This window comes from Aliishimia ponticola (genome assembly GCF_004803475.1).
GTDB classification, from domain to species: Bacteria; Pseudomonadota; Alphaproteobacteria; order Rhodobacterales; family Rhodobacteraceae; genus Aliishimia; species Aliishimia ponticola.
In genome coordinates, this window is record NZ_SRKY01000015.1 from 1 (window position 1) to 1,052 (window position 1,052).

Here is a 1,052-nt window from a genome sequence, read left to right on the forward strand (position 1 = left end):
GGGCCTTGTTGCACAAATCGGGTGGGGGATTGACTGCATGAATCCATCATGATGGCTGGATGGCATGAGCAGTTGGTCCCCTACGAAGTACAAGACCACGAACTGGTCGGCTTACAATGACGCGTTGAAGCGGCGCGGATCGCTGACGCTCTGGTTTGATCCAGAAATGATATGGCGAGCGCCACCGACGGGCAAACGCGGCCGACAGCCGAGCTTCAGCGATGCGGCGATTGAGATGTGCCTGACGATGAAGGTGCTGTTTGGCCTGCCGTTGCGGCAAACGACGGGGTTCGTGCAAAGCCTGCTGAAGCTTGTCGGCTTGGATTGGGTGGTGCCGGACTTCAGTACCCTGTGTCGCCGTCAACGAACGCTGAATGTGGCGATCCCATACCGTGGCGGTGCGGGTCCGCTGAACCTGCTGATCGACAGCACAGGTATCAAGGCCGAGGGCGAAGGCGAGTGGAATGCCCGCAAGCACGGTGGCTCCAAACGGCGCATCTGGCGCAAGATACACATCGGAATTGACGAAGAAACGCTGGAAGTCCGGGCTGTCGAAGTCACCGGCAGCAACATCAGCGATGCGCCCATCCTGCCCGAGCTTCTGGATCAGATTGCGGCTGATGAGCAGATCGGTTCCGTGACTGCCGATGGTGCCTACGACACGCGCATATGCCATGAAGCGATTGCCGCCCGCGGTGCCGCTGCGGTCATCCCGCCACGCAAGAATGCCAAGCCATGGAAGCCGACGAGCCCAGGTGCCGTCGCACGCAATGAAGCCCTGCGCGCTTCTAAGTACCTGGTCCGAGCCATTCGGCGACGATGGAGCGGGTATCACCGCCGGAGTCGGGTCGAAAGCAAGATGAACTGCATCAAGCTGCTTGGTCAGTCACTGATGGCTCGAGACTTCGAACGACAGGTCGCGGAGCTGCAAGTCCGCATCGCCGTGCTGAACGGGTATACCGCGCTCGGCATACCCGTCACAGTGGCCGTAGGATAAGTCCTTCCGAGGAAAGGGAAACTCCGCTCAGAACCTGATTTATGCAACAAGGCCG

1 protein-coding gene is annotated in these 1,052 nt (G+C 59.8%); it reads left to right on the forward strand.

The window, feature by feature from the left end; translation table 11 throughout:
* Window positions 1-64 precede the first annotated feature (64 nt).
* Window positions 65-997: an IS5 family transposase gene (locus E4Z66_RS19545; protein ID WP_136464764.1), complete on the forward strand. Its 933-nt coding sequence runs from the start codon at window positions 65-67 to the stop codon at window positions 995-997.
* The last annotated feature ends 55 nt before the right edge of the window (window positions 998-1,052 follow it).

Bases quoted from the DNA above. Each gene is read 5' to 3' on its own strand.
- E4Z66_RS19545 (WP_136464764.1), top strand. From the start codon at position 65: ATGAGCAGTTGGTCCCCTACGAAGTACAAGACCACGAACTGGTCGGCT.